This is a genomic window from Rhodoglobus galactosidasius (assembly GCF_054957775.1).
The window spans coordinates 27,103-52,911 of record NZ_JBQIAV010000007.1; the positions used below are offsets into that span (position 1 = coordinate 27,103).

General features: G+C 61.8%; 26 protein-coding genes and 1 tRNA gene. 16 read left to right on the forward strand and 11 right to left on the reverse strand.

Annotated elements, in window-relative coordinates; translation table 11 throughout:
* Window position 1 precedes the first annotated feature (1 nt).
* The 5 genes from ACTJJW_RS10150 to ACTJJW_RS10170 are packed head-to-tail and all read left to right on the forward strand — an operon-like array spanning window position 2 to window position 4,695.
* The gene (locus tag ACTJJW_RS10150; protein WP_462644329.1) at window positions 2–1,495 is read left to right on the forward strand and encodes an MmgE/PrpD family protein; all 1,494 of its coding nucleotides are present in this window, start codon (window positions 2–4) and stop codon (window positions 1,493–1,495) included.
* A complete protein-coding gene (prpB, locus tag ACTJJW_RS10155) occupies window positions 1,495–2,400 on the forward strand; it encodes a methylisocitrate lyase (RefSeq protein ID WP_462644331.1) in 906 nt (301 codons plus the stop codon). Before ACTJJW_RS10150 ends, prpB begins: the two co-directional genes overlap by 1 nt.
* A gap of 51 nt (window positions 2,401–2,451) precedes the next feature.
* Entirely contained in the window at window positions 2,452–3,594 is a 1,143-nt protein-coding gene (locus ACTJJW_RS10160) for a bifunctional 2-methylcitrate synthase/citrate synthase (protein WP_462644333.1), read from the forward strand.
* 52 nt (window positions 3,595–3,646) lie between these two features.
* Window positions 3,647–4,477, forward strand: coding sequence for an aldo/keto reductase (locus tag ACTJJW_RS10165; RefSeq protein WP_462644335.1), 831 nt, complete (start codon window positions 3,647–3,649; stop codon window positions 4,475–4,477).
* 53 nt (window positions 4,478–4,530) lie between these two features.
* A complete protein-coding gene (locus tag ACTJJW_RS10170; protein ID WP_462644337.1) occupies window positions 4,531–4,695 on the forward strand; it encodes a hypothetical protein in 165 nt (54 codons plus the stop codon).
* Here ACTJJW_RS10170 and ACTJJW_RS10175 read toward each other — a convergent pair.
* Window positions 4,692–5,462, reverse strand: coding sequence for an MBL fold metallo-hydrolase (locus tag ACTJJW_RS10175; protein WP_462644338.1), 771 nt, complete (start codon window positions 5,460–5,462; stop codon window positions 4,692–4,694). The genes ACTJJW_RS10170 and ACTJJW_RS10175 overlap by 4 nt on opposite strands.
* An 11-nt stretch (window positions 5,463–5,473) precedes the next feature.
* Between ACTJJW_RS10175 and ACTJJW_RS10180 the strand changes: the two genes are divergently transcribed.
* Window positions 5,474–7,381 carry a thioredoxin domain-containing protein gene (locus ACTJJW_RS10180; RefSeq protein ID WP_462644340.1) on the forward strand — a complete coding sequence of 636 codons (1,908 nt, stop codon included), beginning with the start codon at window positions 5,474–5,476 and terminating at the stop codon, window positions 7,379–7,381.
* Between the two features lie 11 nt (window positions 7,382–7,392).
* Here the strand turns inward: ACTJJW_RS10180 and ACTJJW_RS10185 are convergent, their stop codons facing one another.
* Window positions 7,393–7,980 (reverse strand): TetR/AcrR family transcriptional regulator, encoded by a 588-nt coding sequence (locus ACTJJW_RS10185; protein ID WP_462644342.1) that lies wholly within the window; start codon window positions 7,978–7,980, stop codon window positions 7,393–7,395.
* 84 nt (window positions 7,981–8,064) lie between these two features.
* Here ACTJJW_RS10185 and ACTJJW_RS10190 point away from each other — a divergent pair, with 84 nt between their 5' ends.
* Complete coding sequence (locus ACTJJW_RS10190; RefSeq protein WP_462644344.1) at window positions 8,065–8,919, forward strand: SDR family oxidoreductase; 855 nt, start codon at window positions 8,065–8,067, stop codon at window positions 8,917–8,919.
* On the opposite strand, the gene ACTJJW_RS10195 is transcribed toward ACTJJW_RS10190, so the two are convergent.
* From ACTJJW_RS10195 to ACTJJW_RS10225, 7 genes are all read right to left on the reverse strand, one after another.
* Complete coding sequence (locus tag ACTJJW_RS10195) at window positions 8,882–9,139, reverse strand: type II toxin-antitoxin system RelE family toxin (protein WP_462644346.1); 258 nt, start codon at window positions 9,137–9,139, stop codon at window positions 8,882–8,884. The two genes, ACTJJW_RS10190 and ACTJJW_RS10195, sit on opposite strands and share 38 nt — an antisense overlap.
* The gene (locus ACTJJW_RS10200) at window positions 9,139–9,384 is read right to left on the reverse strand and encodes a type II toxin-antitoxin system Phd/YefM family antitoxin (RefSeq protein ID WP_462644347.1); all 246 of its coding nucleotides are present in this window, start codon (window positions 9,382–9,384) and stop codon (window positions 9,139–9,141) included. The genes ACTJJW_RS10195 and ACTJJW_RS10200 overlap by 1 nt, the downstream gene beginning before the upstream one ends.
* Window positions 9,385–9,747: 363 nt before the next feature.
* Window positions 9,748–10,320 (reverse strand): CoA-binding protein, encoded by a 573-nt coding sequence (locus tag ACTJJW_RS10205; RefSeq protein WP_462644349.1) that lies wholly within the window; start codon window positions 10,318–10,320, stop codon window positions 9,748–9,750.
* Between the two features lie 2 nt (window positions 10,321–10,322).
* On the reverse strand, window positions 10,323–11,612 hold the full coding sequence (locus tag ACTJJW_RS10210) for an O-acetylhomoserine aminocarboxypropyltransferase/cysteine synthase family protein (RefSeq protein WP_462644350.1): 1,290 nt from the start codon (window positions 11,610–11,612) through the stop codon (window positions 10,323–10,325).
* A 59-nt stretch (window positions 11,613–11,671) separates the two neighbouring features.
* Entirely contained in the window at window positions 11,672–13,354 is a 1,683-nt protein-coding gene (locus ACTJJW_RS10215; protein WP_462644352.1) for a dolichyl-phosphate-mannose--protein mannosyltransferase, read from the reverse strand.
* 94 nt (window positions 13,355–13,448) lie between these two features.
* A complete protein-coding gene (locus tag ACTJJW_RS10220; protein ID WP_462644353.1) occupies window positions 13,449–13,967 on the reverse strand; it encodes a hypothetical protein in 519 nt (172 codons plus the stop codon).
* Window positions 13,968–14,034: 67 nt separating this feature from the next.
* Window positions 14,035–14,904: an EamA family transporter gene (locus tag ACTJJW_RS10225; RefSeq protein WP_462644605.1), complete on the reverse strand. Its 870-nt coding sequence runs from the start codon at window positions 14,902–14,904 to the stop codon at window positions 14,035–14,037.
* Between the two features lie 133 nt (window positions 14,905–15,037).
* On the opposite strand from ACTJJW_RS10225, the gene rsmI reads away from it, so the two are divergent.
* From rsmI to ACTJJW_RS10260, 7 genes are all read left to right on the forward strand, one after another.
* Complete coding sequence (gene rsmI / locus ACTJJW_RS10230; protein WP_462644607.1) at window positions 15,038–15,850, forward strand: 16S rRNA (cytidine(1402)-2'-O)-methyltransferase; 813 nt, start codon at window positions 15,038–15,040, stop codon at window positions 15,848–15,850.
* A gap of 30 nt (window positions 15,851–15,880) precedes the next feature.
* Window positions 15,881–17,461 carry a methionine--tRNA ligase gene (gene metG, locus ACTJJW_RS10235; protein WP_462644355.1) on the forward strand — a complete coding sequence of 527 codons (1,581 nt, stop codon included), beginning with the start codon at window positions 15,881–15,883 and terminating at the stop codon, window positions 17,459–17,461.
* On the forward strand, window positions 17,458–18,375 hold the full coding sequence (locus ACTJJW_RS10240) for a TatD family hydrolase (protein ID WP_462644357.1): 918 nt from the start codon (window positions 17,458–17,460) through the stop codon (window positions 18,373–18,375). The genes metG and ACTJJW_RS10240 overlap by 4 nt, the downstream gene beginning before the upstream one ends.
* On the forward strand, window positions 18,372–19,202 hold the full coding sequence (rsmA, locus tag ACTJJW_RS10245) for a 16S rRNA (adenine(1518)-N(6)/adenine(1519)-N(6))-dimethyltransferase RsmA (protein WP_462644359.1): 831 nt from the start codon (window positions 18,372–18,374) through the stop codon (window positions 19,200–19,202). The genes ACTJJW_RS10240 and rsmA overlap by 4 nt, the downstream gene beginning before the upstream one ends.
* A 119-nt stretch (window positions 19,203–19,321) precedes the next feature.
* Window positions 19,322–19,552, forward strand: a complete 231-nt coding sequence (locus ACTJJW_RS10250) for a 4-diphosphocytidyl-2C-methyl-D-erythritol kinase (RefSeq protein WP_462644361.1) — start codon at window positions 19,322–19,324, stop codon at window positions 19,550–19,552.
* A 98-nt stretch (window positions 19,553–19,650) separates the two neighbouring features.
* The gene (locus ACTJJW_RS10255; protein WP_462644363.1) at window positions 19,651–20,589 is read left to right on the forward strand and encodes a 4-(cytidine 5'-diphospho)-2-C-methyl-D-erythritol kinase; all 939 of its coding nucleotides are present in this window, start codon (window positions 19,651–19,653) and stop codon (window positions 20,587–20,589) included.
* A gap of 19 nt (window positions 20,590–20,608) precedes the next feature.
* Window positions 20,609–22,447 (forward strand): ABC-F family ATP-binding cassette domain-containing protein, encoded by a 1,839-nt coding sequence (locus tag ACTJJW_RS10260; RefSeq protein ID WP_462644365.1) that lies wholly within the window; start codon window positions 20,609–20,611, stop codon window positions 22,445–22,447.
* A 5-nt stretch (window positions 22,448–22,452) separates the two neighbouring features.
* On the opposite strand, the gene ACTJJW_RS10265 is transcribed toward ACTJJW_RS10260, so the two are convergent.
* Together ACTJJW_RS10265 and ACTJJW_RS10270 are read right to left on the reverse strand one after the other, a co-directional pair.
* A complete protein-coding gene (locus ACTJJW_RS10265; RefSeq protein WP_462644367.1) occupies window positions 22,453–23,565 on the reverse strand; it encodes a YeiH family protein in 1,113 nt (370 codons plus the stop codon).
* Window positions 23,558–24,049, reverse strand: a complete 492-nt coding sequence (locus tag ACTJJW_RS10270) for a MarR family winged helix-turn-helix transcriptional regulator (protein WP_462644369.1) — start codon at window positions 24,047–24,049, stop codon at window positions 23,558–23,560. Before ACTJJW_RS10270 ends, ACTJJW_RS10265 begins: the two co-directional genes overlap by 8 nt.
* 148 nt (window positions 24,050–24,197) lie before the next feature.
* Here ACTJJW_RS10270 and ACTJJW_RS10275 point away from each other — a divergent pair.
* Both ACTJJW_RS10275 and glmU read left to right on the forward strand, forming a co-directional pair.
* A tRNA-Gln gene (locus tag ACTJJW_RS10275) sits at window positions 24,198–24,269 on the forward strand.
* Between the two features lie 71 nt (window positions 24,270–24,340).
* Window positions 24,341–25,777, forward strand: coding sequence for a bifunctional UDP-N-acetylglucosamine diphosphorylase/glucosamine-1-phosphate N-acetyltransferase GlmU (gene glmU / locus ACTJJW_RS10280; RefSeq protein ID WP_462644370.1), 1,437 nt, complete (start codon window positions 24,341–24,343; stop codon window positions 25,775–25,777).
* Window positions 25,778–25,809: the final 32 nt, after the last annotated feature.

The following is a 25,809-nucleotide window of genomic DNA, read 5'->3' on the forward strand; positions in this document are numbered from 1 at the left end:
CGTGAAAAATCACTCCCTCCGCGTTTACCGCAGCGACGAGAACCTAGCCCGCGAAGACCAGCTCGCGCACAAGATTGCCGAGATTGCCGCCGAACAACTCGAACCGACGGATGCCGTCACCGACATGGTCATCAACCGTGTGATCGACAACGCTGCTGTTGCTACCGCATCCCTCACGCGTGCGCCGGTAGTTGCCGCGCGCGCCCAGGCCGAACGGCACCCCTATGAGCCGGGAGCTACCGTCTTCGGTTCCGACCTTCGCGTCAGCCCCGAATGGGCAGCCTGGGCCAACGGGGTGGCCGTGCGCGAGCTCGACTACCACGACACATTCTTGGCGGCCGACTATTCGCACCCCGGCGACAATATCCCGCCGATCCTTGCTGTTGCTCAACACACGGGTCGAACGGGTGCTGACCTGCTGCGCGGTATCGTCACCGGCTACGAAATCCAGATCGATCTCGTAAAGGCAATCTGCCTGCACAAGCACAAGATCGACCATGTTGCCCACCTCGGCCCGAGCGCCGCCGCCGGCATCGGAACCCTCCTCGGTCTCGACACCGAAACCATCTTCCAGGCCGTCGGCCAGGCGCTCCACACAACCACCGCTACCCGCCAGTCACGCAAGGGCGAGATTTCCACGTGGAAGGCGCACGCCCCCGCCTTCGCCGGCAAGATGGCGGTCGAAGCCGTCGACCGTGCCATGCGCGGCCAGACCAGCCCCACCCCGATCTACGAAGGTGAAGACGGCGTAATCGCGTGGATGCTCGATGGCCCAGACGCGCACTACGCGGTTCCGCTGCCCGAGCTGGGGGAGTCGCGCACAGCGATCCTCGACTCATACACGAAGGAACATTCGGCCGAATATCAGGCGCAGGCGTGGATCGACCTCGCCCGCAAACTGGGGCGCGAGCATCCGGAACTCGTTGAAGAGAACATCAACCGCATCGTGCTGCACACGAGCCACCACACCCACTATGTGATTGGCTCGGGCGCTAACGACCCGCAGAAGTACGACCCCAATGCGAGCCGTGAAACGCTCGACCACTCGATTCCGTACATCTTCACCGTGGCGCTGCAAGACCAAGAGTGGCATCACGTCAACAGCTACGCACCTGAGCGCGCCAACCGCCCAGATACTGTCGAACTGTGGAAGCGCGTCACCACTCAAGAAGATGCCGAGTGGACGCGTCGCTACCACTCGATTGATCCCGCCGAGAAAGCCTTCGGCGGCCGCGTCGAGATCGAAATGACCGACGGAAGCCGCATCGTCGAAGAGATCGCTGTTGCTGACGCTCATCCACTCGGTGCTCGACCCTTCGCCCGCGAGCAATACATCACCAAGTTCCGCACCCTCGCGGACGGCGTGCTCGGGAGCGACGAAATCGAACGCTTCTTGGCCGCAGCCGAACGACTGCCGGAACTGTCGGCATCCGAACTGGGAGAGCTGACCGTGCGCGGCAACTTCCCCGCCACTACTGCCAAAGGAATCTTCTAATGCTGTACGCCCAAACCGATCCAGCCACCAAGCGTGCGCAGTTCCGTGAGCGTCTCGCTAGTGGTGAACTGCTGCGCGTGCCCGGTGCCTTCAACCCGCTGAGCGCTCGCCTCATCCAAGACAAGGGCTTCGATGGTGTCTACATCTCGGGTGCCGTCATCAGTGCCGATCTTGGCCTGCCCGACATCGGCCTGACGACCCTCACCGAGGTTGCCGGTCGTTCGCAGCAGATTTCGCGGATGACCGACCTGCCCAGTCTCGTTGACGCCGACACCGGCTTTGGCGAACCCATGAACGTCGCTCGCACCGTGCAGACCCTCGAAGATGCGGGTGTCTCTGGCCTCCACATCGAAGATCAAGTCAACCCGAAGCGCTGCGGACACCTCGACGGCAAAGCTGTGGTCGACACCGACACCGCGCTCAAGCGCATCCGTTCGGCGGTCGATGCTCGACGCGACCCCAACCTGTTGATCATGGCCCGCACCGACATCCGCGCTGTTGATGGTTTGGAGGCCGCGATGGACCGCGCCAAGCAACTGGTGGATGCCGGTGCCGACGCCATCTTCGCTGAGGCGATGAAAGACCTCAGCGAATTCGAGGCGATGCGCAAGGCCGTCGATGTTCCGATTCTCGCGAACATGACAGAATTCGGAAAAAGTGAACTCTTCACGACAACGCAATTGAGCAATATTGGCGTAAACATTGTGATTTACCCCGTTACCCTGTTGCGTAGTGCAATGGGTGCAGCAGAGCGCACCCTCGATGCGATCACCGCCGACGGCACTCAGCAGTCGGTTGTGGGAGAGATGCAGACGAGGGCTCGTCTGTATGAACTGCTCGACTACGAGGGCTACAACGCTTTCGATTCGTCCATTTTCAACTTCACGCTCGACAGCCACCACTAACTTCACAACCCACACTCGAACTTTGACTCGATACCACTACCGAGGAGCACCATGACTGACCTAACAGGTACCCCAGAAACCGAAATACGTAAGGGTTTGGCTGGCGTTGTTGCCGACACCACCGCAATCTCAAAGGTGAACTCGGAGACCAACTCCCTGATGTATCGCGGCTACCCCGTGCAGGAGCTGGCCGAGAAGTGCACCTTTGAAGAGGTCGCTTATCTGCTGTGGAATGGCGAACTGCCCACTGATGAGCAATTGGTGGCGTTCCAGAATGCCGAGCGTTCGCAGCGCCACCTCGACGCGCGCACGAAGCGCGTGATCGACGAACTGCCTCTTTCTGCGCATCCGATGGATGTCGTACGCACCGCCGTCAGCGTGATCGGTGCTGTGGATGAGACCCTCACCGACCCCGCAAGCATGATCGATGCTGACCTCAACATGCAGCGCTCGCTCACGCTGATGGCGAAGTTGCCGGCGATCGTTGCCTACGACCAGCGTCGTCGTCGCGATCAGGATCTCGTCGAACCGCGCGATGACCTGAGCTATTCGGCAAACTTCTTGCACATGACCTTTGGCGAGGTTCCCGACCTCGTGGTCGTCAACGCTTTCGACGTGTCGATGATTTTGTATGCCGAGCACTCCTTCAACGCCTCGACCTTCACCGCTCGCGTCGTCACGAGCACGCTGAGCGACCTCTACAGCGCTGTCACTGCTGCTATTGGTGCGCTCAAGGGTCAGCTGCACGGCGGAGCGAACGAGGCAGTGATGCACGTCTTCGAAGAGATCGGCACCGCAGAGAATGCTGAAGGCTGGCTCGAGACCGCACTCGCTGAGAAGCGCAAGATCATGGGCTTCGGTCACCGCGTCTACAAGAACGGTGACTCGCGGGTGCCCACGATGAAGGCAGCGCTCGAAACACTCGTCGCCGAGTTCGATCGTCCCGACATGATGGAGCTGTATGACGCTCTTGAAACGGCGATGACGAGCCGCAAGAACATCAAGCCGAACCTCGATTACCCGAGCGGACCTGCGTACAACCTCATCGGGTTCGATACCGACATGTTCACGCCGCTATTCGTGGCCAGCCGTATTACCGGGTGGACCGCGCACATCATGGAGCAGGCCGGATCGAACGCCCTCATTCGCCCGCTCGCCGCCTACTCGGGCGTAGACGAGCGCCACATCTCCTAGAAGCTGCACAAGCTGGGATGGAATCGTCAGTCGCGAGTGGCAAGATGGAGAAATGACTGTTCCCCAAATTGAACTGAACGACGGCAATTCCATCCCCCAGCTCGGCTTCGGTGTATTCAAGGTTGACCCCGAAGAGACTGAGCGGATTGTCACCGACGCGCTCGAAGTTGGTTACCGCCACCTCGACACTGCAATGATCTACGGTAACGAGGTCGGCGTTGGCAACGCGATCACAGCATCCGGCATTCCGCGCGAAGAACTTTTCATCACGACCAAGCTGTGGAACAGCGACCAGGGCACTGACTCTGCTCGCGACGCCTTGGATCTGAGTCTCGATAAGTTGGGCCTCGACTATGTGGATCTGTACCTCATCCACTGGCCACGCCCCGACCTTGATCTCTACCTCGAGACCTGGCTGACCATGGAGCAGTTGAAGGCAGAGGGCAAGGCGCGCTCAATCGGTGTCAGCAACTTCCACCGCCCACACCTTGACAAGATCATCGCTGGCAGCAGCACTGTTCCGGCCGTCGACCAGATCGAACTGCACCCCGCATTCGCTCAGCGCGACCTGCGCTCCTACGGTGCTGAACTCGGTATGCACATTGAGGCCTGGGGTCCGCTTGGCCAGGGAAAGTACGACCTGTTCAGCGAGCCTGCACTGCAGACCGCGGCTGAAGCACACGGTGTCTCGCCTGCACAGGTGGCGATCCGCTGGCACCTGCAGAACGGCATCATCGTGTTCCCGAAGTCGAACTCGCGCGAGCGCATGGCCGAGAACTTTGACGTCTTTGGTTTCGAGCTCTCCGCCGAGCAGATGGCATCCATCGACGCTATCGACCGCGACCAGCGCGTTGGCTCGAACCCTGACGAGGCCACTTTCTAAGTAGAGTAGCTCGCACGCAGGTAGCCGGTATTCCTTTCACCTTGGTGGAGGGGATGCCGGCTTTTGTTCCTTTTCTCGGCGCTGTTCTGGCATTCGCCGTCATCGTCGTGGCCGTTCTCTACTGGATGGCAGGCCCCCGCCTGCGGATCACAGCCATACTGTTCACGATCGCTCGCGACGACGCTGAATTCCTTCGCCATAAGCGCGTCGGGCGCTAGCCGCCCACCGGGGAGTGCTCAATGCTGACGGCGACCCCGCGCGGGGTATTCACGAGCAGATCTGTTTCCGCGAAGGCCGCCTCGAGGTCAGCACGCGTCTCAGTGAAGTGTTCCCAGTCTTCGGTGTGAAGACCAACCACGCGGTGAACGCCCAAGACTCTGGCGGCCTCGGCGGCATCCGCGGCTGTCAGAGTGAGCGGGCTGCTGATCGCTGAAATGCGGGCGGCTCCGGCAAAGAGCAGGGCAATGTCGATGTCGGGGAAGCGGCCAGCGATCTGTTGCACGAGCAGTAGGGACGCGTTGTCTCCGCTGACGTAAATGGTGGGTTCGCCTTCGGCCTGCAGCACGAAACCGGTGACCGGGCCGACGAGTGATTCGGCACCGGGAGGGCCGTGCAGCGCGGGCACCGCAGTGACAGTGGCTGCGCCAACCTCGCGGGACTCCCACGAATCGAGACCGACAACGCCACCGCCGAAGAGGTCGGAGCCGGCCTTCATGGTGCTGATCGTGAGAACGCCCGTCGCGAGCAGTTCGAGACCTTCGTAGTCGAGGTTGTCTTCGTGCTCGTGATGCGACAACAACACCAGGTCGACGTCACCGACCTCGGTGCGACTCAGGGCCGGTCCCTGCGTCTTGGTGAGCGGCACGCCGCCCTCGTCGGGGTAGTGGCTCGGTGCATCAAACGTGGGATCAGTCACGATGCGCAATCCCGCATATTCGAGCAACGCGGTGGGGCCGCCAATGTACGTCACGGTCAACTTCGACATACCCTGAGACTATGCCCAATCGTTTGGAAGCTGCTGCGAGTCCGTACCTCAGATCACACGCCACCAACCCTGTGGATTGGTGGGAGTGGTCTGCCGAAGCTTTTGCTGAAGCTGAGCGCCGCGATGTACCCCTGCTGGTCTCTATCGGCTACTCAACCTGCCACTGGTGTCACGTGATGGCGCGCGAATCGTTCAGCGATCCCGTTCTCGCTGCGTACCTCAACGAGAACTTCGTAGCGATCAAAGTCGACCGGGAAGAGCACGCCGAAGTGGACTCCACGTATCTAGCGGCGGCATCCGCCTTCACTCCCAATCTGGGCTGGCCGCTCAACGTGTTCGTCACGCCCGCGGGGCGAGCGTTCTTTGCCGGTACGTACTGGCCGCCGACCGCGGTGGGGCAGCATCCGGCATTCAGGCAAGTGCTTGAATCAGTGACGGATGCGTGGGGCACGCGTCGTGAGCGGGTCGAGACGAGCGGCGCGGCCATTGCGCAGGCGCTCGCTCAGAGTCGCGGTGTGGAGAGTGAACTCGTCGTTGATTTCGCGCCCGTGATCGATACCCTCGCTGCCGCCGAAGACCTCGAGCATGGCGGATTCGGCGACGCCCCCAAATTTCCGGTCACCCCGGTGCTGCGGTTCCTTCTCGACCGCGGCGCCCGCACCGCTGAGCACTCGCCTGAGGCAGCTGGCCTCGCGGATCGTACGCTTGAGGCAATGGCTGGTTCCGCGCTGCGCGATCCTGTCGATGGCGGCTTCTTCCGCTACTCAACCCGGGGCGACTGGACCGACCCTCATTACGAACGCATGCTCTACGACAACGCCCAACTGCTCGCCGCCTACGCGCTCGCCGACCGCACCGAAACCGCCACCGGCGTTGCCGAGTTCTTGCGCGACAAACTGCTGTTGCCCTCTGGTGCGTTCGCCTCGGGACTCGACTCCGAGAGCACCGTCGACGGCAAACGCGTCGAGGGCTTCTACTATTCGCTGGATGCCGCGAGCCGCGCCCGCGTCGAAGCCCCGCCCCGCGACGACAAGATCCTCACCGGCTGGAACGGCCTCGCGATCGAAGGCCTCGCGCTCGCCGGAGCGCGCCACAATAAGCCCGAGTGGATCGCGCTTGCCCGCGGTGCCGCCGACTTCCTGCTCGCAGAGCATGTGGTTGGTGGAGGTGCAGGGGAGCGGCTCGTGCGCACCTCCATCGACGGCATCCTCTCCGATGCCGCAGCGACGCTCGAAGACAGTGGGATGCTCGCCCAGGGACTGCTCGAACTGTCGATCGCAACCGGCGAGGTCCGCTACGCCATCGCCGCCCGCGACCTCGTCGATGGGGCGCTCGCGGGCGGTGCTGCGGGTTCAGGAAGCTCACCCTTCGGCCTCCCCGGCGGCAGCGATTCCGTGCTCGCGGCGCAAGGTCTCTCGACCGAAGCAGACATTAGCGATGGCGCGCACCCGAGCGGGCTCAGCGCCATGGCCGCCGCTGCCTTCGCCCTCTTCGCTCTCACCGGCGACGCCCAATACCGGGATGCCGCCGAGAGTTCGATGAAACTGGTTGGCCAACTCGCAGCCCAGCAACCCATCTCGTTTGGAACTGCCCTCACCCTCATGTCGGAGCTCAGTGCACCGTTGCGCCAGCTCGTCGTGGTGACGCCGGATGCGGGTAGCCTCGGCGACGCCTCCGACGAGAGCGCCGAAACCGGCGGCGAGCTTACGAGTCTCGCCCACAAGTTGCACCGCGCTGGAGGCATTGGTGTGGCCGTCTCGCAGGCTCAAGCCGAAGCTTTCGCGGCATCCGGTTTCGAACTGTTTGCGGCCCGCACTGCAAGCGAGGGCACGCCGACGGCCTACCTCTGCGAAGAGTTCGTGTGCCGGTTACCGCTTACCGATTCGGCGGCGTTGGGAGCGCTGCTCGCCTCGACCTAGCCCTGCTCGCGTCAACCTAGCGCGGGTGCTGTCGATGCGAGTGCAGCGACCACTTCGAGTAGTTGTTCGGCGCTGAACTCTTCGGGGCGTCGCACGACGTCTATCGCGGCTCCTTGAATGAGGGCGACAAGGGTCGATCGGAACGCTTCGGGGGCGAGGCCATGTTGCTGAGCGAAGCGGCTGGTGATGGGTTCCATCGTGTCGGCATAGAGGCGCAGGCCCGTGTTGAGCTGGTCGCGAAAGTCCGTGCTCTGTCGGAAGAAGTAGAACTGGAACAACAGATCAACTTCGTCACGTTGGGTGTGCAGCCCTTCTAGTTCTGTGGCCACCACCTGAAACAGGGCGACGTCTGAAGAAAGGTCTTCCCCGAATCCACTTTCGGGTCCGTCGAGTGTCGTCGCGAGCAGTCGGGCAAGCAGCGCGTGCAGGAGTCCGTCTTTGGATTCGAAATAGAAGTAGACCAGGCCGCTGGAGAGGTCGGCTTCTGCGGCGACAGTGCGGGCTGAGACCGTTTCTAGTCCGCCACGCAGCGCCACGACTTTTGCCGCGGCGAGGATATCGTCGCGTCGCTCGATTTCTGGTTTCCTAATTCCGACCACGTTTCCAGTTTAGCTATTGCAATCTATTGACCAATGGGTCAATACTGGGTTGGTGACGGCCGGACGGCTAAGAGGAGAAGAAAAGTGTCTCATTCCCTGAAGGATCAAACCGTGTTGATCACTGGTGGCGGAAGCGGCATTGGCCGACTTCTGGCCTTAGGTGCTGCGGAACGCGGAGCCCGGGTCATGCTGTGGGACTTGTCTGCAGAAGCTGCTGAGAGCGTCCGCGAGGAGATCGTCGGCGCGGGTCATTACGCCGAGGCGTACACCGTCGACGTGTCCGACCGCGATGCTGTCAAGGCGGCCGCTAAGAAAACGGGAGCCGTGGATGTCGTCATCAACAACGCTGGGGTCGTCACCGGGAAGAACCTCCTCGATGCCTCCGACGAGGCCATAGAGCGAACGATTCGCGTGAACACCCTTGCGCTGTTCTGGGTCACCCGTGCGTTCTTGGGAGACATGATCACGAACCGTCGCGGAACCGTTGTCACCATTTCCAGTGCTGCTGGACTCGTCGGGGTGGCCAAGCAAACCGACTACTCTGCAAGCAAATTCGCCGCGTTCGGATTCGCCGAATCGCTCCGGGTGGAGCTGTCGAAAGCGAACACCGGCGTCAACTCGTTGGTCGTGTGTCCCTACTTCATCAGCACCGGAATGTTTGAGGGTGTGCAAACGAAATACCCACTCCTGCTGCCGATTCTCACGCCCGAATACGTTGCTCAAAAAACTCTGACAGCGATTGAGAAGGGTCGGCACCAGTTGATCATGCCCCGGTTCGTGAACTTCTTGTCACCCGCCCGAGTGCTCCCGGCACGTTGGTTCGACAAACTCATGAATCAGCTCGGCGTGAACAACACCATGGACCACTTCGTCGGCCGTGCCAAAGCAGACAGCCTTCGAGCTAGCGCTGGTACACGTCGCGTCGATGCCCCAGAGTGACGATGACTACGAGCAGCACATCATCCTGAATCGTGTACACGATGCGGTAGTCGCCGATGCGCACGCGGAATCCGGGGCGCCCTTGGAGCGCCTTCGCGCCCGGAGGTCGAGGGTTTTCGCTCAGGAGAGCGATCGCGCCGCGGATCCGGTCACGATGTTGATGGTCGACTCGTTTGAGCGCGCGCGCCGCAGCAGGCGTCACCTCGATTCGATAGGCCACTACCAGCCCAAATCTGCCTTGACCTGATCCCACGGAATATTTGGCCCCTCGTGGGCCATCGCCTCATCAAAAGCAGCAACATCTTCGGCATCTTCAAGAGCATCCATCATGCGCTCATACTGCTCTGGACTGACGACAACGGCCGCACGCTGTCCGCGACGCTCGATAAAGACAGCTTCGCGCTCTGAGGTGGCGATGACCTCTGAGAAGTTCTTGCGGGCCTCCGCGATGCTTGTAGTCGACATAAAGTAATTGTACGTTTATGGGGTCAAAATGTACAGAATTGAGACGCGCTGTCTACCTAGACGAGCCCCAGCGCCTGACGAACGTGAACGTACTGGGTGAGGAAGGCGCGACGTTGCCCACCGTACAGCTACCGCCGCGAGAGATGGGCTGAACGCAATCCTTCTGCAGCGCTGAGTCGGTGGCGGTGCAACACGCGCAGCCGCCCCACTCGCGCTTCAGCGATTCCCACTGCTCGGCGGTGAGGTCATTGTCGGCGGCATCGACGCGGCGTTTGCGGCGTCGGGCAGCCCGCGCACGTCGAGTCTGAACCACTGCCATAACGCTAAGTTAGTGCATCGTTGGCGCCCGGCGGCGACGGCTGCCTAACGCCCCGCTCGACGCGAGGAGATGACGCCCGTGTCAAACCCCATCAAGTTGAGGCCGCCGTTGAAGCGCGCGTGCTCGACCTTGAGGCAGCGGTCCATGACGACCGTAAGCCCCTGCGATTCGCCATAGATGGCGGCATCCTGATTCCAGATTCCGAGTTGCACCCAGACAGTCTTCGCGCCAACGGCGAGTACATCTTCGATGACGGCGGGGATGTCGCTGGCCTTACGGAAGACGTCGACGATGTCGGGCACCTCGGGCAGCGAGGCGAGATCGGGGTAGGCCTTCTGGCCGAGGATCGTGTCCGCATTCGGATTCACGAAATACACCCGGTAGTCGCTCGACTGCAACAAGTAGGTGCCGACGAAGTAGCTGGAGCGGGACGGGTTCGGGGATGCGCCAACAATGGCGATCGACTTCGCGTTGCGCAGGATCGCGAGGCGTTGCTTCGCGTCAGGGCTGACCCAGGTTCGTTGCGACTTCAGCAGCTTGGCCAGCGGTGAGCTTGCAGGCAGGTCACACGTGAGTCCGTTCGAAAGCTGGGTGGTCTGCACATCTTCGGTCGACATCCTTAGCCCTTCGTTGCTTCGGTCAAAGCCTGGTCAAGGTCATCAACAATGTCTTCCGGGTCTTCTATTCCGACACTGATGCGCACAACGCCCGGCAGGACGCCGGCGTCGATGAGCTGCTGCTCGCTGAGCTGGGCGTGTGTTGTGGATGCAGGATGGATGACCAGAGTCTTCGCATCGCCAATATTCGCGAGGTGACTAGCCAGGTTGACGCTCTCGATGAACTTCTGTCCGACAGCGCGGCCGCCCTTGACCACGAACGAGAACACGGAGCCGGCGCCCTGGGGCAGGTACTTCTGCGCACGTTCGAAGTGTGGATGCCCCGGAAGCCCGGCCCAATACACGGTCTCGATGCGCGGGTCGGCCTCAAGCCACTCCGCGACGATGCGTGCGTTGTCGACGTGGGCTTGCATCCGGAAAGGAAGAGTTTCGACGCCGGTCGCGAGCAACCAGGCGGAGTGCGGGGCGAGCGCGGGCCCGATGTCGCGAAGCTGCTCCGCACGCAGTCGCGTGAGGAAGGCGTATTCGCCGAAGTTGCCACTCCAGTTGAGCCCGCCGTAGCTGGGCACCGGCTCGTCGAATAATGGGAAGTGCTCATTGGCCCAGTCGAAACGACCGCTCTCGACGACAACGCCGCCGAGGGTCGTGCCGGCCCCACCGAGGAACTTTGTGGCCGAGTGGGTCACGATGTCGGCGCCCCACTCAATCGGGCGATTGAGATACGGAGTGGCGACAGTGGAGTCGATGATGAGCGGAATGTTGTGGGCGTGGGCGACCTCGGCAAGCCCCTCGATGTCGGCGATCTCCCCAGACGGGTTGGCGATCGTCTCAGCGAAGATCAGCTTCGTCTTGGGCGTGATCGCTGCGGCGTAGTCGGCGGGATCGGAGGAGCGCACAAACGTGGTGTCGACGCCGAAACGGCGGAGCGTGACATCCAACTGAGTAATGGAGCCGCCATAGAGGTTGGCACTCGAAACAATGTGGTCGCCAGCACCTGCCAGCGCGGCGAAGGTAATGAACTGCGCACTGAGCCCGCTACCGGTGGCGACAGCACCGAGGCCGCCCTCGAGAGAGGCGACGCGCTCCTCAAAGCTTGCGACCGTCGGGTTTGCGAGCCGGGAATAGATGTTGCCGTACTTCTGAAGGGCAAAGCGGGCCGCAGCATCCGCGGTGTCATCGAAGACATACGCGCTTGTTTGATAGATCGGCAGGGCGCGCGAACCCGTCGCCGCATCAGGGATGTTGCCAGCATGAATTGCGCGCGTGCGGAAACCATAGTCACGATCAGCCATAGCATCAGGCTACAGAGGTGCAAGCCCGAATCGGATTCTCGACGTAACAGAACGCCACGCTAGACCCAGGTCGGTAGCCACCAGCGCAGTCGCAGCAGGTCGTAGTCAATGGTTTGGCCCGTCCAAAGGGGCCAGAAAAACACACTGACCGCGATGGCGACGACCAAGAACACGGCAACGACCCCGATGCCGCTGAGGCGTCTATCGCGGTGGTCATCGGAGCTGCCGAGGATCACCCCGAGCGCGGCGACCAGCGCCAAAATCAGGTACGGCTCGAACACGATTGTGTAGAACTGGAAGACGGTGCGGTTCAGGTAGAGCAACCAGGGCAGGTAACCGGCGGCGACGCCCATCAGGATGAAGCCGGTCTGCCACTGGCGGTAGCGCACCAGCCGGTACACGAGATAAAGGACGGCTGCGGTTGCAGCCCACCAAATGATGGGGTTGGCGATTCCTGAAATTGAGGCTCCGCAGGCATCCGCGACACAACCGCTCTCGCCATTAGCGATGTTCTCGTAGAACATGCTGGTGGGGCGGATGAGCAGCAGCCAGGTCAGCGGATTCGCCTGGTAGGGATGCGGTCGGCTTTCGCCCACGTGGTAGCTGTAGACACTCGACTGGAAGTGCCACAGGCTTTGCAGGTCGAGCGGAACCCAACTCAGTGCGCCCGACCAGGCATTGCCGTCACCTTCGGCCCAGTTGCGGTCGTAGCCGTTATCGCCGAGGAACCACCCGCTCCACGAGCTCAAGTAGACGAGCAGCGCAATCGGTACGGTCAGCAGGAAACTAACGGGGGCCTGCTTGAAGAGGGTGCCGGAGCCCCAGAAGCTGATGCCGGCGCGACGGCGAGCCAGGGCATCCACAACGAGGCTATAGACGGCGAAGGCGGCCAAAAAGTAGAGACCGTTCCACTTGACGGCGGCGGCAGCACCGAAGGCAATGGCGGCGAGTATGAGCCACGGTCGCCACCAGAGTGCTGGGCCCCACTCGGTTGAGACTCCGCGGGCACCTCGCCTGCTGATCCACAGCGCCAACCGCGTCGCGGAGTGTTCGCGATCGAGCAGTATCGCCCCCACTCCGAGCAGCACAAAGATCATCACAAAGTTGTCGAGCAGGGCAACGCGACTCATGACGATTGCGTTGCCGTCGATTGCCATCAGCAACCCGGCGAGGGTCGCGAGCAGCGTGGAGCCGAACAGCTTCTTGGCGATCAGCATCAGCACGATCACCGCCAGAATGCCGACGAGCGCGGTCGCAATGCGCCAACCGAATGGGTCTTCACCGCCAGACGGCAGCATGCCCAACCCGATCAACCACTTGCCGAGCGGTGGATGCACCACAAATGACGGGTCATTCAAGAAGATGTTGACGTCCCCGCCATTGAACAGGGCATCCGCCTCGGCCGGCCACTGTGCCTCAGAGCCGCGACTCACGAGAGTCCACGCGTCCTTCACATAGAACGTCTCATCGAAAACGAGCGACGCCGGATGCCCGAGGCCAATCAGGCGCGTGAACGCCGCGATCAGCACCACAATCGCCGGCCCAGTCCATCCGAGTAACCGCTGAGCCAGCGGACTGCGCGTCGCCCACCACCGGTCGAGGCGTGAGCCCTCATGGCTGTCGAGCGCGGCAGGAATGAGCCCGGATGCAGGCGCGTCGGAGCCTGAAGAGCCATCCGCGTCGTTCGACAGCGGATCGTTCGACAACAAGGCGTCGAAGTCGCGGGGATTCGTCTGGCTCACCCCGTAATGCTACTGAGCGTTTCTCTGCGCCGTCGAAACGGCGAAGGAACTTCCTCGCGGATGTGAGGGGCTGGGTGGCCAAAGGTCGAGAAAGTTACGGCGCTGGGACCAATAGAACTCGGCGAAGGAGAGACCCGCCGGGCTCCAGCTGGAACGACACCACGACGTTTGCCGGGCCCGAGAGAGTCAGTCGCGACACGAGGATAAATTCTTTGGCGTCGCCGGGATGGAGCGAATCGGGCTCGGCAGCGACCGTCGTAAGTCGCCTCTTGTCTAGAGCGGTGAGTCCTTCGACTGTGACGATGATGCAATCGTCAGGCCCCTCATTGACCAGTAGCCAGTGCTCGCCTGTCTTGTGGCGGATCGTGAGCCTCGCACCGTTCGGATCGTCGCGCCTGGCGAGGAGCGACGGTGGTGCGCTCTGCTCATCCGTCGCGGCGATAAGGGTCGCTCGTTCTTGAGTGTCCTTCGAGCGACGATTATTGGCGAGAGTGAGCCAGCCGAAGACTGCAGCGACGAACACCGCGAGGACGGCGGCTCCGGCGCTCACCCATTGCGCGGCTAAGGCCCACAGCTCGTAGCTGCTGGGGTCAGTCGCGAGACCAGGATTCACAGGCTCAGACTACCGCGCTGACGCTCCCAGCAAGAGGGCAAATTTCGCCGCGCCCGGCGGCTGCAACCTAGAGCGGCGTCTCTTCGGGTAACAGCGCGTTAGGCCCTGCTCCGGGTTCGCCCGGTATGCGGGATGCCGCCCGCACGGCCCCAATGGACGCCGCGATCACGAGTGCGATTCCGAAACCTTGCACGAGGGTGATGCTTTGCCCGAGCACGAAGAATCCGGCACCGGTGGCGATGGCGGGGGCAAGTGCCATGAGCACGGAGAAGGCAGCGGCGGAGATGCGTCGCAGCGCGATTAGTTCAAGCGCGTAGGGGATCGCCGAGGAGCAGATGGCAACAGCGAGCCCGCGCACCAGTATTGACGGTTCGAGCAGCGTGCTGCCGGCCTGCGAGATTCCGAATGGCAGGCTGATGATCGCGCCGATTGCCATGGCGATGGCCAGACCATCCAAACCGGCAAAGACTTGCCCGGTCTTGCGTGACGCCAAAATGTAGCCAGCCCACGAGACAGCGGCGGCAAGCGCGAAGGCGACACCGACGGGGTCAAGCGCTCCGATGCTGCCGAGACTGAGCAGCGCAACGCCGATAAAGGCGAGCAGTGCCCACAGCCAGGCACTTGCTCGTCGGGCAACGATTACCGACAGGACGAGGGGCCCGAGCACCTCGATGGTGACGGTCGCGCCGAGGTCAACACGGGAGAGTGCTTCATAGAACAACAGGTTCATGCCACCGAGCGAGATACCGAAAATCAGCGCCATCAGCCATGCACGCTGGGAGATCGCACGCAGGTTGGGACGAGCGATCGCCAGCAAGATTGTGGCCGAGAAAACGAGCCGCAGCGACACCATTCCGGCGGGCCCAACCTCGGGGAACAACAGCACAGCAACAGAGGCGCCGACATCCTGAAAAACAAGGCCCAACACCACGAGCATGACTGCGCCCAAAGGGGTTCCCCTCAATGATGGCGGAGTCGTCATAGTGCAACACTACGACCTCGCCGGGGGTGCCAAGCGCGCGAATGGCACGCGCACAACACGGGTGGGGCGCGGGTGGGAGAATGGCCGAGTGATCATTCTTGCGGCGACCCCCATCGGCAACCTTGGCGACGCCTCTCAGCGCCTCATCGAGGCACTCACGAACGCTGAGGTGATCGCTAGTGAAGATACTCGCACCACCATTCATCTGATGCGTGCGCTGGGCATCGATAACCGCCCGCGGCTCATCCCGCTGCACGAACACAACGAGTCAGAGAAGGCCGCTGAGATTGTTGAGCTGGCCCGTGACGCCGACGTACTCGTTCTTAGCGATGCGGGGATGCCCGCCATCAGCGACCCCGGATTTCCTCTGGTTTCGGCCGCCGCCGCCGCAGGGGTCACCGTCACTGCTTTGCCCGGACCGAGCGCAGTTCTCACCGCTCTCGCTGTCTCGGGACTCCCGACCGACCGCTTCAGTTTCGAAGGTTTCTTGCCCCGCAAGGGCCGAGTTGCCTACTTCCGCGGCCTTGCCCGCGAAGAGCGCACCATGGTGTTTTTCGAGAGCCCGAATCGTCTACCCGCGGCGCTCGCCGATCTCGCGACTGCACTGGGCGATGACCGCCGCGCGGTCGTCTGTCGCGAACTCACCAAAATGTATGAAGAAGTTGCGCGCGGCACAGCCACCGAGCTCGCTGCCAAATTCAAAGATGGCGCTCGCGGTGAGATCTGTCTTGTTGTCGAGGGCGCTCCACCCGCAACATCCGATCTGCCGACCGCAGTTACTTATGTGCTCGCTCTCGTCGCTGATGGTGCCCGACTCAAAGAGGCCTCAACTGAGGTTGCCGAGCAGACCGGCCTCAGCAAGCGCGAACTGTATGAGGCTGCGCTGCGCTCGAAGTCGTAACCTCACGATACAGGCGAATACAATGAAGGCATGTCTGCTGGCGACTCCTTCTACATTGCGACGCCCATCTTCTATGTGAATGACGTTCCCCACATCGGGCACGCATATACCGAGGTGGCCGCTGACGTTCTTGCACGCTGGCACCGTCAGCGGGGTGAAGAAGCCTGGCTGCTCACGGGAACCGACGAGCACGGTCAGAAGATCCTGCGCACCGCCGTCGCCAACAACACCACGCCGCAAGAGTGGGCCGACCGCCTCGTTGCGGATTCTTGGCAGCCGCTACTCGAAACCATTGACATCGCCAACGACGATTTCATTCGCACCACTGATGAGCGGCACGAGAAGGCTGTCGGCACCTTCCTGCAGCACCTATACGACGACGGTCACATCTACCCCGGCGAATATGAGGGCTATTATTGCGTCGGCTGCGAAGAGTTCAAGCAGCTTGACGACCTCGTCACCGCCCCCGATGGTGAATACAAAGGCCAGCTGGTCTGCGCCATCCACTCACGCCCTGTCGAAATTCTCAAAGAGAAGAACTACTTCTTCCGTATGAGCGCGTTCCAGCAGAAACTGCTCGACCTTTACGAAAGCCAGCCTGACTTCGTGCAGCCCGCCAGCGTACGCAACGAAATCATTCAGTTCGTCAAGCAGGGTCTCGACGACCTCTCCATCTCGCGCTCCAGCTTCGACTGGGGCGTCAAGGTGCCGTGGGATGAAACCCACGTCGTCTACGTCTGGTTCGACGCGCTGCTCAACTACGTCAGCGCCATCGGCTACGGCGTCGACGACGAGCAGTTCGCCAAGCGTTGGCCCGCCGTGCAACTCGTCGGCAAAGACATCGCTCGCTTCCATGCTGTCATCTGGCCGGCCATGCTCATGGCAGCAGACCTGCCTGTTCCGCGTGCGGTCTTCGGCCACGGCTGGTTGCTCGTCGGTGGCGAAAAGATGTCCAAGTCGAAGCTCACCGGAATCGCGCCAAGCCAAATCACCGACACCTTCGGCTCGGATGCCTTCCGCTACTACTTCATGAGCGCCATCACCTTTGGTCAAGACGGATCGTTTAGCTGGGAAGACCTGAGCGCGCGCTACCAAGCAGAACTGGCCAACGGCTTTGGCAACCTTGCCTCGCGGGTTATTGCGATGGTGAATAAGTACTTCGATGGCGCCATTCCTGCACTCGGCGAGCTCACGGCATCCGATGAGGCGATTGTGGCAACGCAGAAGCGCGCAACAGAGGCGTCGAATGCGTTGATTGATTCGTTTGCGATCAATGAGGCGCTCGACGCTGTGTGGCAACTCGTTGACGAGCTCAACGGCTACATCACCGAGCAAGAGCCGTGGGCGTTGTCGAAGGATCCCGAGAAGCGTGAGCGACTCGGCACCGTGCTCGCGACGGCTGTCAACGGTCTTGGTACGCTCTCGATTCTGCTGTCGCCCGTGCTACCGAAGGCAACCGAACGACTCTGGCAAGCGATCGGCGGTGTTGGCGTGCTGCGCGAGCAGCGCATCGACGACGCCCAGAACTGGCAGAGCAACGGTCGCGTCACGGCCCTCGAAACCTCACTGTTCCCCCGCATCGAAGTGGATGCCGAAAGCAGCACGGCGTGACCGAACCGTTCATACGTCAGCGCCACCGCAGCGCCGACGAAGCAGCCTCCGAGAAGCTGCAGTACCCGCCGCTGCCCGAGCCTCTTGCGGGTGTTGTCTACGACAATCACACGCACCTCGAGATTGCTAACGGCGGCCCCGATAACCAGTTGGACTTTCGCGAGCAGTTGGCGCGGGCATCCGCCGTCGGCGTTCGTGGCGTTGTGCAGGTCGGCACGGATGTCGCGACGAGTCGTTGGTCGGCGGAGCTTGCCGCCACCGAGCCACGCGTTCTCGCCGCAGTAGCGATTCACCCCAACGATGCTCCCGAGCTTGAGGCGGCCGGCGAGCTCGATGCAGCCCTCGCTGTGATCGATGAGCTTGCTGCCCGCCCGCGCGTTCGCGCTGTGGGGGAGACCGGGCTCGACTTTTTCCGCACGGATGACGAGGGGCGCCCAGCGCAGTACCGTTCCTTTGAAGCGCACATTGCGATTGCCAAGCGGCACGGGCTTGCGCTGCAGATTCACGATCGCGATGCCCACGACGAGGTCATCGAAACCCTGTTGAGAGTCGGCGCTCCCGAGCGCACGGTCTTCCACTGTTTCTCGGGCGATGCCGCCATGGCGCGCATTGCGGCCGATAACGGTTGGTACTTGTCGTTCGCCGGCACTGTGACCTTCAAAAATGCCGCCAACCTTCGCGAAGCCCTGTCGGTGATGTCGCGTGACCACATCCTGGTCGAGACGGATGCCCCCTACCTCACGCCACACCCATTGCGGGGTCGCCCCAACGCTCCCTACCTGATGCCGCACACCGTGCGCGCCATGGCGGCGCACTTGGAGATCGACGAAATCGAACTTTCTGCCCAACTCGCCGATACCACCGAGGCCGTTTACGGCTCGTGGGATACCGAACTGCCCGAGGGCACCCGGTGAGCACCCTGCTTGGCCCCGCTGAGATCCGCGATCTCGCTGATCTGCTCGGCATCCAGCCCACTAAGAAGCTGGGCCAAAACTTTGTGATCGACCCCAATACGGTGCGCCGCATTGTGAAGGCAGCGCACGTTGTTTCGGACGAAACGGTGGTCGAGGTCGGCCCGGGGCTGGGATCGTTGACTCTCGGGCTGCTCGAGGCCGGAGCATCCGTCGTCGCCGTTGAAATCGATAAGCGTCTGGCTGCACAGTTGCCGATTACGGTCAGCCAGATGCAGCCGGATGCTCAGCTCACGGTCATCACCGATGACGCCCTGCGTGTCATCGAGTTGCCGAACGAGCCTCGCGTGTTTGTCGCCAACCTGCCCTACAACATTTCGGTCCCCGTGTTGCTGCATTTCTTGGAACACTTCGACTCGCTCGACCGCGGTCTCGTGATGGTGCAGGCCGAAGTCGGCAACCGCGTCGCGGCGGGCCCCGGCAGCAAGGTTTATGGCTCGCCCAGTATCAAAGCGGCCTGGTACGGAGAGTTCTCCACCGCCGGGTTGGTCAGCCGTCAGGTGTTCTGGCCGGTGCCGAATGTCGACTCAGTGCTCGTGCGCTTTGAGCGTCGCGAACAGCCCGGCACGATCGAGGAGCGCAAGGCTACTTTCGCGCTCGTGGATGCGGCTTTCCAGCAGCGTCGCAAAATGTTGCGTCAGTCGCTCTCGAGCGTGCTGGGCAGTTCAACTGCAGCATCCGATCGGCTCATTGCGGCGGGTGTCGCGCCGACGGCTCGGGGCGAGGAGCTCACGGTGCACGACTTCCTGGCTATCGCTCGCGCCGAATAGCTGACGCCAACTGGTTGCGTTCGGCCCCGCAGGCCGCACGCACCCCGCTTCGTTTCGCCGTGACTGCTTTCGCCGCGTCCACCATTCCGTTTGGCACCGAACGACGGTAGGTTGGCTTCATGTCGGCGAACAGCAACCCAAGCATCCCCAGCGACCGTGACGTTCTAGACGGCACCGGGCGGCATCCGGATGAATGGTTTGCATTCCTAGACATTGCTGGGGCGTCGAAGTGGCAGCACCCCGAGATCGTGGGCTGGTTTGCCACCAACGCCGATCACTTGAGCACCGAGTGGGCTGAGTCGCTTGCGACCCGCTACGCTGCAGCTCGCGGGTTGCCTGTCCCCGAGTAGTTTCGCTGTCCGCGTTGGGCTTCCAGCAACGCTTGTTGGCGAGAGTTATCAACAGGACCGCGCACAGACAGGTCCGCTGCACAAGGTAAGTTTGGTTCATGACTTCCGTCTCGGCAGCCTCCACTGTGGTTCACACTCGTGCCCCTGGCAAGATCAATGTCTTCCTTAAGGTCGGTTCACTGCTCGACGACGGTTACCATGACGTTGCGATTGCCTATCAGGCAGTCTCGTTGTGTGAAAATGTTCATGCCTTCCACGCTGACGACTTCTCGGTCTCGGTTTCAGGAACCGTCAATCTGTCTCGTGTGCCCACCGATGGTTCCAACATCGCTATCAAGGCGGCTCGCCTGCTTGCGCGACGCACCGGGTATCGCGGCGGTGTTCGTCTGGAAATTGAAAAGCGCGTTCCCGTAACGGGCGGCATGGGTGGCGGGTCTGCGGATGCCGCGGCAACACTTCTCGCTTGTGACGCCCTGTGGGGCACCAACATCTCTCGCGAAGAAATGCTCGGCCTCGCTGCGGAACTGGGCGCCGATGTGCCGTTTGCGCTCACCGGCGGAACAGCAATCGGAACAGGTCGTGGCGACCAACTTAGCCCCGCTCTAGCCAAGGGGCAGTTTCAGTGGGTGTTGGTGCTCGCCGACTTTGGGCTCTCAACCCCGGAGGTCTACAACGAGCTTGACCTCCACCGCCAACGTCATTCTCAAGACATTTTTCCTGCGGAGGTAGCACCCACCGTCAACGCAGACGTATTGCAGGCGTTGCGGGCAGGCGACCCGCACATGCTCGCCGAAAGTCTCCACAACGACCTTCAGGCTCCTGCCCTCCACATGGAACCGTCACTGGCCGCAGTCATCGAACTGGGCGAAAAGAACGGTGCGCTCGCGGGAATCGTTTCCGGTTCTGGCCCGACCGTGGCCTTCCTTGCAGCAGACCTCGACTCGGCTCTCGAACTGCAGATTGCATTGAGTGCGGCCCAGATGACTGTGGTGCGGGCTACCGGCCCAGTGCACGGAGCGCGAATCATCACTGACTAACCCGGCTAGGCTTGCGCGAATGGCACACCTTCTTGGCGCTGAATCCCTTCACCTCGAATTTCCGACCCGCGTAATCTTCGACAAGGTCACGATCGGTCTTGACGAGGGCGACCGCATTGGCATCGTTGGTCGCAACGGTGACGGCAAAACGACCCTCATGCGCATGCTCTCGGGCAGGCTCGACCCGGACGATGGGCGAGTGACGCGACGCAATGGCGTGACCCTCGGGATGCTCGATCAGGCCGACGAGCTCGACGGCACCAAGACGGTGCACGAGACTGTCATCGGCGATATTGATGAGCACGTGTGGGCGGGCGATCCCAAGGTTCGCGACGTCATCGCGGGTCTTGCAGCCGATATCCCGTGGGAGGCCAAAGTTGGTGACCTCTCCGGTGGTCAGCGTCGCCGGGTTGCTCTCGCGACTCTGCTGATTGGTGACTGGGATGTCATCTTCTTGGATGAGCCTACTAACCACCTCGACGTCGAGGGTATTTCGTGGCTTGCTGGCCATCTCAAGCGTCGTTGGGCCACTAACGCCGGTGGGCTGTTGGTCGTCACTCACGACCGGTGGTTCCTCGACGAAATTTGTACTGCCACCTGGGAGGTGCACGATCGACTGATCGAGCCTTTCGAGGGTGGCTACGCGGCCTACATTCTGCAGCGCGTTGAGCGCGACCGCATGGCCGCTGCTTCGGAGTCGAAGCGTCAGAACCTGATGCGTAAAGAATTGGCCTGGTTGCGTCGCGGTGCTCCCGCACGCACGACGAAGCCGAAGTTCCGCATTGATGCGGCAAACGATCTGATCGAGAACGAGCCGCCCGCGCGCGACAGTGTTTCGTTGTCGTCGATGGCCATGCAGCGTCTTGGCAAGGATGTCGTTGACCTCGAAGGCGTCACTGTCACCTACCCGGTTGTTGATCCGGCAACCGGCGTGGCCGGCGAGAAGACAGTGCTGAATGACATCACCTGGCGAATCGCGCCCGGCGAACGCACCGGCATCCTCGGTGTCAACGGTGCCGGAAAGTCGACACTGCTGTCATTGGTCGCGGGCAGCCTGAACCCCACAAGTGGTCGCGTAAAGCGCGGTAAGACAATCAAGGTCGCCACGCTTACGCAGCAGCTTGCTGAACTCGAAGACATTTGGAACGAGCGCGTCAGCACGGTCATCGGCCGCCATAAGAGTACCTACGTCACCGGTGGCAAAGAGATGACGCCGACGCAGATGTTGGAGCGCGTGGGCTTCACGAGCACGCAACTCTCGACCCCGGTAAAGGATCTTTCCGGTGGCCAAAAGCGTCGCCTTCAACTGTTGCTCATTCTGCTCTCTGAGCCCAACGTACTGATTCTGGACGAGCCGACTAACGACCTCGACACCGACATGCTTGCGGCGATTGAAGACCTGCTCGACACGTTCCCCGGAACGCTGCTTGTGGTGAGTCACGATAGGTACCTCATCGAGCGCGTCACCGACCAGCAGTATGCGGTGATGGATGGTGGCTTCCGCCACCTTCCGCGCGGTGTTGATGAGTACCTCGAGTTGCGCACGCAGCAGCTCAAAGGTTCTTCGGGTAACTCTGCGGGTGCCGCAGCGGGCGCTCCGGATGCCACGGCCGCGAAAAAGCCGTCGTCGTCACTGAGTGGCGCCGAACTGCGCAATTCGCAGAAGGAGCATGCTGCTGCTGGTCGCAAGATCGCGAAGCTGCAGGGCCAGATCGCAGAGTTGCACCAGCGGATGGCCACCCACGACCAGTCGGACTTTGCTGGACTTGGCGCTCTCGTCGGCGAACAGCAAGCAATCCAAGAGGCGCTCGACACTGTTGAGACCCGCTGGCTGGAGCTCGACGAACTACTGGCGTAGCGGTGCTAGCCGAGCGCAGTGACTCCTGCAGCGCGAGCGATCTCGACGGCACCGAGTGACAGCAGAGCGATGACTGCCCACGAGATGAGGGCGACAGCGAGTGCGCGACCGCCGGTGCGGACGAGATTGCCGATGCTGATCGCTGCGCCGAGTCCGAACAGGGCCATTCCGAGCACGAGTTCTTGACCGTAGGCGGCTACCTCGAGGAAGCCATCGGGCAGCGGCACAAAGGTGCGCACGACCACAGCTGAGAGGAAGCCGACGACAAAGAGCGGAAGGATCGCCGGGCGCTTTGCGGGCTTGAGGTTCGCAGCAGTGTCGGCCGCGGCATCCGACGCCTCCGAAGCACCAGCCGCATCCGAGGCGACAGAAGCAGCGGCAGCCTTGCGGTCGCTACGAGCAACAACAACACCCGCGAGAGCAACCATTGGTGCGAGCATCGCTACCCGGGTGAGCTTCACAACAACGGCAACGGCGAGGGCGGTTGCTCCTGCGATTTGGGCTGTCGCAACGACCTGGCCGACATCGTGCACACTCGCGCCCACCCACATCCCGAACTCGGGCGCATCCAGACCGAGAAGGGGGCGTAGCGCGGGTAAGAGGGCGATGGCAAGGGTTCCGCACAGGGTGACAAGCGCGACCGGTGTTGCCGTGTCAGAGTCTTTTGCGCGGGTCATGCCCGCCATCGCACCAATGGCTGAAGCGCCACAGATGGAGAACCCGGCAGCAATCAGCATCGGCTGCTGACCGGGGAGGCGCATCATCCGGCCCAAGCCCCAGGTGAAGAAGAACGTGATCACGACGATCAGCACAATCATGCCGAGCACCAGCCAGCCCAGCTCGGCGATGTTCACGAGGCTGAGCTTGAAACCCAAAAGCACGACACCGATACGCAGCAGGCGGCGGGCAGCAATCGCGAGCCCCGGCTTCACCTCAGCGCGCACAGAACTGCGCCACGGCAGGGCGCTGAACAGGATGCCCAACACCACGCACGCCGTCAGCGTAGGGATCGCAGGCACCAGAAAACTGATCAGCAGGGCAAGCCCAAAAGCACCAAGTGCGAGACCAAGTCCAGGAGAAATGCGTCGGAATATGGTCTGTTCTTGGGGGTTATTCACCGTCGAGGCTCAATTTTCTGAGCAAACCGCTCAATCGTTCTTGTTCACCAGCAGACATTCGCGAGAGAAGCGCAGTCTCGTCATGCACGAGAGAAGTGATTGCGCCATCAACGCGTTCACGGCCACTCGCTGTCATCAGCACAATTACGCCACGACCATCGTTGGGGTCGGTGCGGCGCTCAACTAGACCGCGCGCCACCATCCGGTCGATGCGATTCGTCATGGTGCCGCTCGACACCATCGTCTGCTGCACCAAAGCGGTAGGGCTCAACTGGTACGGAGCGCCCGCCTTACGCAAAGCCGAGAGCACATCGAATTCCCACGGCTCAACACCGGCAACAGCGAACGCAGCCTTGCGGGCACGCTCCAAATGTTTGGCCAGTCGGCCAACCCGGCTCAGTACATGCAACGGCGCAAAGTCGAGATCGGGGCGCTCGCGAGACCACGCTTCGACAATTCGGTCGACTTCGTCGCGTGGGGGCATCCGGTTATTATCTCAGTTTCGGCCAACGGATGTGCGAAGCTAACCGGTCATGCCGGGCCAACAATCGTGTGTGAAGGCTCCGAATCGAGCAAGTTGGACGACACAGCCCCAATGATCTGGCAGAATTGGTTAGCGCCTTCGGGTGCGGTCCGCTTTGGTGTAATGGCAGCACGGCAGCCTTTGGAGCTGTCCAGTCTAGGTTCGAATCCTAGAGGCGGAGCTTTTACCTAACCTTTAGCCCACTTCTGCAGCGGCGTTTTGAGTGCCGCTCATTCAAGGCACAATAGCTTTATGACCGAACACAAACTCGCCGTCATTGTTCTCGCCGCTGGCCAAGGCACACGCATGAAGTCCGCCAAGCCCAAAGTCTTGCACCGCCTCGCCGGTCGCGAACTCATCGGGCACGTTGTGGCCGCTGCGCGTGAACTGAACCCCGACCACGTTGTCGCAGTGGTGCGACACCAGCGCGACGAAGTTGTGGCAACCCTGTCTGAGCTCATGCCCGACATCCTCATCGTCGACCAAGACGACATTCCTGGCACCGGTCGTGCCGTAGAGGTTGCGGTTGATTCGCTTCCCGCAGATTTCGACGGGGATGTTGTGGTCGTCAGCGGTGACGTACCGCTTCTTGACTCCGCCACCCTGGCATCGCTCCTCGCGCAGCACCGCGCGCAGTCTGCCGCAGCCACCGTGCTCTCGGCAATCCTCGATGACGCCACCGGCTACGGTCGCGTCGTGCGTGACGCCGATGGCGGCCTCGACCGCATCGTCGAGCAGAAGGATGCCACCGCCGACGAAATCGCGATCACCGAGATCAACTCGGGCACTTACGTGTTCCGCGTTGGTCCACTGCGCGAACAACTCGTGCGCATCACCACCGACAACGCCCAAGCCGAGAAGTACATCACCGACGTGGTCGGACTGCTGCGTGGGGTCGGAGCCATCGTCTCCGCAATGCCCGTTATTGCCGGATGGATGGTCGCCGGTGTCAACGATCGCGTGCAGCTGGCAGAAGCCGCACGCCGCATGAACGAGCTCATCGTGCAGAAGTGGCAACGTGCGGGCGTCACCATCGAAGACCCCGCAACAACCTGGATCGACGCCGATGTCACCCTCAACCCTGACGTCGAAATTCTGCCAGGCACCCAACTCAAGGGCGCAACCCTCGTGCAGTCCGGCGCCATCATCGGCCCAGACACCACCCTCGTTGACTGTGAAGTTGGCGAGAATGCTGTCGTCAAACGCACCGACGCAACGCTCAGCGTGATCGGTGCTGGAGCATCCGTCGGGCCGTTCGCCTACCTTCGCCCGAACACCAAGCTCGGCGCCGGCGGCAAGATCGGCACCTTCGTGGAGACCAAAAACTCCACCATTGGCGAGGGAAGCAAGGTGCCGCACCTGAGCTACATCGGTGACACCGAAGTGGGGGAGCAGTCCAACATCGGTGCCGGAACAATCACCGCAAACTACGACGGGGTGAACAAGAGTCGAACGGTAGTTGGCTCCCACGTGAGAAGCGGGTCGCACAACGTCTTCGTCGCTCCGGTTAGAATTGCTGACGGAGCGTACACCGGAGCCGGTTCGGTCATCCGAAAAGATGTCCCGGCAGGCTCACTGGGCATAAACGTCGCTCCACAGCGCAACATCAGTGGCTGGGTTGAAACCAATCGGGCGGGAACTGCAGCGGCTCAGGCAGCCAAAGCAGCTAGCGACGATTCTGACGCCTGACCGACGAACGCCGTAACCGCGGCAGAGAGCGA

Coding starts and splice junctions, on each gene's coding strand:
- metG (WP_462644355.1), top strand. CDS start 15,881: ATGTCTGCTGGCGACTCCTTCTACATTGCGACGCCCATCTTCTATGTG.
- glmU (WP_462644370.1), top strand. CDS start 24,341: ATGACCGAACACAAACTCGCCGTCATTGTTCTCGCCGCTGGCCAAGGC.
- ACTJJW_RS10225 (WP_462644605.1), bottom strand. CDS start 14,904: ATGCTCGTGGTGTTGGGCCTTGTTTTTCAGGATGTCGGCGCCTCTGTT.
- ACTJJW_RS10255 (WP_462644363.1), top strand. CDS start 19,651: ATGACTTCCGTCTCGGCAGCCTCCACTGTGGTTCACACTCGTGCCCCT.
- ACTJJW_RS10210 (WP_462644350.1), bottom strand. CDS start 11,612: ATGGCTGATCGTGACTATGGTTTCCGCACGCGCGCAATTCATGCTGGC.
- ACTJJW_RS10170 (WP_462644337.1), top strand. CDS start 4,531: ATGCCGGCTTTTGTTCCTTTTCTCGGCGCTGTTCTGGCATTCGCCGTC.
- ACTJJW_RS10270 (WP_462644369.1), bottom strand. CDS start 24,049: ATGCCCCCACGCGACGAAGTCGACCGAATTGTCGAAGCGTGGTCTCGC.
- prpB (WP_462644331.1), top strand. CDS start 1,495: ATGCTGTACGCCCAAACCGATCCAGCCACCAAGCGTGCGCAGTTCCGT.
- ACTJJW_RS10260 (WP_462644365.1), top strand. CDS start 20,609: ATGGCACACCTTCTTGGCGCTGAATCCCTTCACCTCGAATTTCCGACC.
- ACTJJW_RS10200 (WP_462644347.1), bottom strand. CDS start 9,384: ATGTCGACTACAAGCATCGCGGAGGCCCGCAAGAACTTCTCAGAGGTC.
- ACTJJW_RS10250 (WP_462644361.1), top strand. CDS start 19,322: ATGTCGGCGAACAGCAACCCAAGCATCCCCAGCGACCGTGACGTTCTA.
- ACTJJW_RS10160 (WP_462644333.1), top strand. CDS start 2,452: ATGACTGACCTAACAGGTACCCCAGAAACCGAAATACGTAAGGGTTTG.
- ACTJJW_RS10180 (WP_462644340.1), top strand. CDS start 5,474: ATGCCCAATCGTTTGGAAGCTGCTGCGAGTCCGTACCTCAGATCACAC.
- ACTJJW_RS10175 (WP_462644338.1), bottom strand. CDS start 5,462: ATGTCGAAGTTGACCGTGACGTACATTGGCGGCCCCACCGCGTTGCTC.
- ACTJJW_RS10205 (WP_462644349.1), bottom strand. CDS start 10,320: ATGTCGACCGAAGATGTGCAGACCACCCAGCTTTCGAACGGACTCACG.
- ACTJJW_RS10165 (WP_462644335.1), top strand. CDS start 3,647: ATGACTGTTCCCCAAATTGAACTGAACGACGGCAATTCCATCCCCCAG.